The sequence below is a fragment of the uncultured Agitococcus sp. genome (assembly GCF_937920075.1).
Classification (GTDB): Bacteria; Pseudomonadota; Gammaproteobacteria; order Pseudomonadales; family Moraxellaceae; genus Agitococcus.
Genome location: NZ_CALETI010000476.1, coordinates 1 through 4,807, shown reverse-complemented (window position 1 = coordinate 4,807; position 4,807 = coordinate 1). Strand labels below are relative to the sequence as shown.

The window sequence follows — 4,807 nt, the reverse complement described above, 5'->3', positions numbered from 1 at the left end:
CCCCACGCTATGGCCAAGTCAGATTCTATGTTGTGTTTAACCCTCGTTTTGAACACGATGCAACATGGCAACAATTCATCATTAACAAAGACGAACGCACCCTACACATAACAATCAATTGGCAAGATAACCCGTGGTTTCCTGAGTCGCTAAATAATCAACGACTAAGAGACTTGCGAGGCGATGCGGGGCGATACGCTTGGATTTGGGAGGGGCAATTCCTAAAAATCAGCGATAACTCAATCTTGGCCAAGAAGCTGAAGATGCTTGATTTTGAGATTAACCAAACATTTGGTACACCGTACATCGGCATAGACTGGGGTTTTAGTGTTGACCCGACTGCAATTATTGAGTGTTATATTTTTCAGGATAGTTTATATATTAGAAACGCGGCATCAAAAGTTGGGCTTGAGTTAGATGACACAGGCGCGTATCTTATTGACCATGTGCCTAATGTGCTAAAATACACATCAAGGGCTGATTGTGCGCGGCCTGAGACTATCTCAAAAGTAAAAAAAGAGATACCATTGATTAAAGGTTGTACAAAGTGGAAAGGCAGCGTAGAAGATGGCGTTGTAGCATTGCAGACATTTAAGGCAATCTACATTCACCCCGATGCGCAGTGTTGTTTTGCAGAGTTGGCGGCGTATAGCTATAAAACAGATGATACTGATAACCCGACTACTGACATTGAAGATAAAAACAATCACTATGCAGACGCGCTACGCTATGCGATAGAGCCGATTGTTAATGCTAAAACCGAATTAAGAGTGAGACGGCTATGAGTAAAAAATGGTGGCAATTTTGGAAACAAGAGCAAAAGAGCCAGTTTTTAAACGTACTCATTCGACAGCAAGGGGCTAATTTTAGCACCTACAACTTTGCCAACTTTATCGAAGAAGCCTACAAACTTAATCCGACTGTTTACGCTTGCATACAAGAATATGTCAAGGCGTGGAACTCATGCCCAATTATTGTTAAACGTGGTGAAGATGTTGTCACTAATGACACACTGACTAAACTATTGAGCAATCCAAACGAGCAGCAGTCATGGTTTGAGTTTTGCGAACAGGCGGTTATTTATTATTTATGTGGTGGCGAAGCACCGATTTACGGTGATGCGGTTATTCCGTCAAGATTACCGAACGAGCTATGGATTTTGCGTCCAGATTGGCTTACGCCGATGATGTCTAGCGAGAGCATGGGCAAGGTGGCGTTATGGCAGTACAGCGCAAGTGACACAACAGCAAAATCAATGCAGATATTCCCTAGCAATTTATTATTGTGGAAAGCATACGACCCATTATGCCGTCATCGCGGCTCTAGTCCTTTAGCACCAGCCGCCTATGCTATTGACCAGTTAAATGAATACTCTAAAACCAATTACGCTTTACTTAAAAACGGTATGCAGCCAAGCGGCGCATTGACTACTGAGCAAAATCTAACCGAAGATAGTTTTGAACGATTAAAGGCGCAAATTAACGATACATACATGGGCAGCGAAAACAACGGCAAGCCTTTAATGTTAGAGGGTGGACTTAACTGGCAGCCGTTTAGTTTTAACTTGCGAGATGCTGAGTTTTTAGGCGGTAAAACATCGAGCAAATTAGATATTTGTGAGGCGTTAGACGTACCCGCGCAATTGTTAGGCATACAAGGCAGCCAAACTTATGCTAACTACGAACAGGCACGAGCTTCTTTTTATGAAGATAGCGCAATCCCTCTTTTTAACTCGTTTCTATCATCGCTTAACCGGTGGCTAGGGTGGCGAGCAGGATTAAAACCGACAGACAGATTATGTGTTGATATTGACGCGGTAGCAGCATTAGAGCCAAGACGCGCCGAGCGTAACAAAACACTAGACACGTTACAATCAATTAGCACTAATGAGAAGCGTATGGCGATGGGGTACGAATCGGTAGATGGTGGCGATGTGTTATTGGTCAATAGTGGTTTAATCCCTTTAGACATGGCAGGGGCTGATATACCTAGCCTCACGCCTCCGAGTTTATAACGATGGATAAAGCCAAACTTAGCAGACAGCGTTACGCTAGAATGGTTTTAGCGATGCAAGAGCGCATTATGCTAAGTTATTACAAAGCAATTAACGCTGAGATTAAACGAGCAGGACGTACCCTAGCTGCATTGTATAAAGAGGGGGTGACTGATTTTAATGATGTTCAAATCGAACACGGTGAAAAGATGTTTAAGATACTCTCAGGTTTAAACAAACAAGCGATAAGCCTCACTAAAAAAATGGGTTTTATTGAAATTAAAAAAGTCACGTTTGAATCGAACATTGAAGAGCAGATTTATAACACATTGCTTGCAAACATGGCCATTACTGCTCAAAACATTGCACAAACAACCGTTGCAAGTGCTATGGCTGTCATTGCGGCAAGCATGGAGCAAAACGTACTTGCAACAACCGTACAGACTGAGACGGTTTTAGATATAACCACAGGGCGCACGAGAAGCACTAGGTCACCAAAACAAACGCCGTTTTTATACCCAAATGACATCGCAGCTAACATCACCAAAAACATTAACAATTCATCATTAAGCCGCTCAATGACCATCGCACGAACTGAAACGCACAAGGCGACAAACACGGCGCAATTTATGCGAGCAGAACAGGCGGCAAATGATAGCGGCTTAATGGTCGAGGTCGAATGGATTGCAACAAACGACAGCCGAGTGAGAGACGCGCATCAATCAGCAGACGGTCAGCGCGTACCAATGGGTCAAAAGTTTAAAGTCGGGGGGCAATTGGTGCGTTATCCTAGCGCGCCTGAATGCAGCGCGGCTAACTCTATCAATTGCCGATGTGTACTCGGCTATCATGTTGTCTAAGGGGGCAATAAAATGAGATTACAATACACAAAGGCAATGGCCTTAGTCGATAAAGATTTTAGTGAAGAAAAAGAGGGGCTTTTTAAAGGCTATGCCGCATCCACTGGCAACATTGATAGAGGTAACGACATCATTTTAAAAGGTGCATTTACCGATTCATTAGCCAAAACAGACCCGTCTAAGATTCGCGTGTTATGGCAGCATAGCTGGGACAATCCAATTGGCAAAACGTTATCCATGAGCGAAGATGATAACGGTTTGTTAGTCGAGGGCGAATTATTGCTTGATATTGAGCGAGCAAGAGATGCGCGTACATTGATTAAAAACAATGCGATTGATGGGTTAAGCATTGGATTTACGATTGATGATTTTAGTTATGATAACAATACGCGAGTCATTAAAAAACTAACGGTACATGAATATAGTTTTGTGACTTTTGCCATGAATACAAACGCTATTGTAAATGATATAAAAAGTGCTAAACTGACAACATTGAGAGATTGTGAAAACTACCTGCGAGATGCTTGTATGATGTCACGCTCTGAAGCTAAAACGTTTTTATCTATTGTTAAGAAGTCGCGTGATGTGATGGATAACGAAGACGAAATCACAGCTTCATTAGTGAAACTTCAACAAACGTTAAGAGGTAAGTAACCATGAGTGATGAACTCAAGACTTTAATTGACGGTGTACAAAAAGCCGTTCAAGAAAACCGCACCAATTTTGAATCCCAACTTCAAGAAGTTAAAAAGTTTGGCCAAGTATCTGCTGATACTGCCGAAAAAACCGCAAAGATTGAACAAGACATTGCTGGTTTAGTGCAATCCATTCAAGAAGTTAAAAAAGCACAATTGGCACAAGCCGAGCAAAGCCAACCTGACGCATTAACCATTGAGCAAAAAACAGCTAAGTCTGCTTTGTTTAAAACCATGCAAGGTATGGCGTTAAACGATGCTGAAACAAAAGCCTTAAACACTTTAACTAATCCTGATGGCGGCTATTTAACATCGGCTGATATGAGTGGCCGTATTGTTCAACGTATCCGCGACAACTCCCCTATTCGCCGTTATGCCAATGTCAAAACCACAGGCAAAAGCACTGTTAAAGGCATTGTCAACAATGGCCGTAATGGTTATACATGGGGCTATCAAGGCGCAACTGTTGCAGATTCGACAACTAAGAAATTCGGCGAATGGCAAATTGATGTTAAAGACTTAATTGCTTATCCTGCCGCTACTACCCAAATGTTGGAAGATGCAGACTACGACATCGAAGCGATGATTGTAGATGATGCAACAATGGGATTTAGCGAAGGTGAGGCTTACGGCTTCTTGTTAGGCGATGGTGTTTTACAACCACGTGGCCTAATGACCGTTGCTACTGCTTACACTGGCGACAATACCCGCGCATGGGGTACAGTACAAAAGTTTAAAACTGGCGCAAATGGTGCTTTTGCTGCTAATCCAAACGGTGGTGATGTGTTTATTGATGCAAGCGCATCTTTACGCGCAGCCTATCGCAACGGTGCAATTTTTGGCATGAATCGCTTTACCTTTGCCGCTGCAATGAAGCTAAAAAACAGCGATGGTGATTACATTTGGCAGCCAAGTTGGAACTTAACACAAACGCCTTTCGGCTCTATTTGTGGCATTCCTGTTGACCCGTCATTCGACCACATGGCCGATGTCGCTAACGACTCGTTATCTATTTTTGTAGGTAACTTAAATCAGGCTTATCAAATTATTGACCGCCGTGGTATCTTAGTCATTCGTGACAACGTAACTACACCAGGTAAGGTTAAATGGTATTTCACAAAACGCACAGGCGGCGATGTTGTGAACTCCGAAGCCGTCCGTTTCATTGAATTTAAAGCGTAAGGGGTGCTTAAATGAGCGTTTCTAAAGATTTACACAATCAAGTTAGCGTAGGCGTTGCCATTGCTTTAACAGCCGTT

5 protein-coding genes are annotated in these 4,807 nt (G+C 42.8%); all 5 read left to right on the top strand.

The features are described from left to right. Nucleotides 1-785 (top strand): terminase large subunit (locus Q0212_RS16250; RefSeq protein ID WP_297927473.1); only part of this gene is annotated, 785 nt, incomplete at its 5' end. Continuing rightward, nucleotides 782-2,014, top strand: coding sequence for a phage portal protein (locus Q0212_RS16245; RefSeq protein ID WP_297927471.1), 1,233 nt, complete (start codon nt 782-784; stop codon nt 2,012-2,014). The genes Q0212_RS16250 and Q0212_RS16245, both read left to right, overlap by 4 nt. Nucleotides 2,015-2,016: 2 nt before the next feature. Next, entirely contained in the window at nt 2,017-2,853 is an 837-nt protein-coding gene (locus Q0212_RS16240) for a phage minor head protein (RefSeq protein WP_297927469.1), read from the top strand. Nucleotides 2,854-2,865: 12 nt separating this feature from the next. After that, nucleotides 2,866-3,507, top strand: a complete 642-nt coding sequence (locus Q0212_RS16235) for an HK97 family phage prohead protease (RefSeq protein WP_297927467.1) — start codon at nt 2,866-2,868, stop codon at nt 3,505-3,507. A gap of 2 nt (nt 3,508-3,509) precedes the next feature. Beyond that, entirely contained in the window at nt 3,510-4,730 is a 1,221-nt protein-coding gene (locus tag Q0212_RS16230; RefSeq protein WP_297927465.1) for a phage major capsid protein, read from the top strand. Nucleotides 4,731-4,807: the final 77 nt, after the last annotated feature.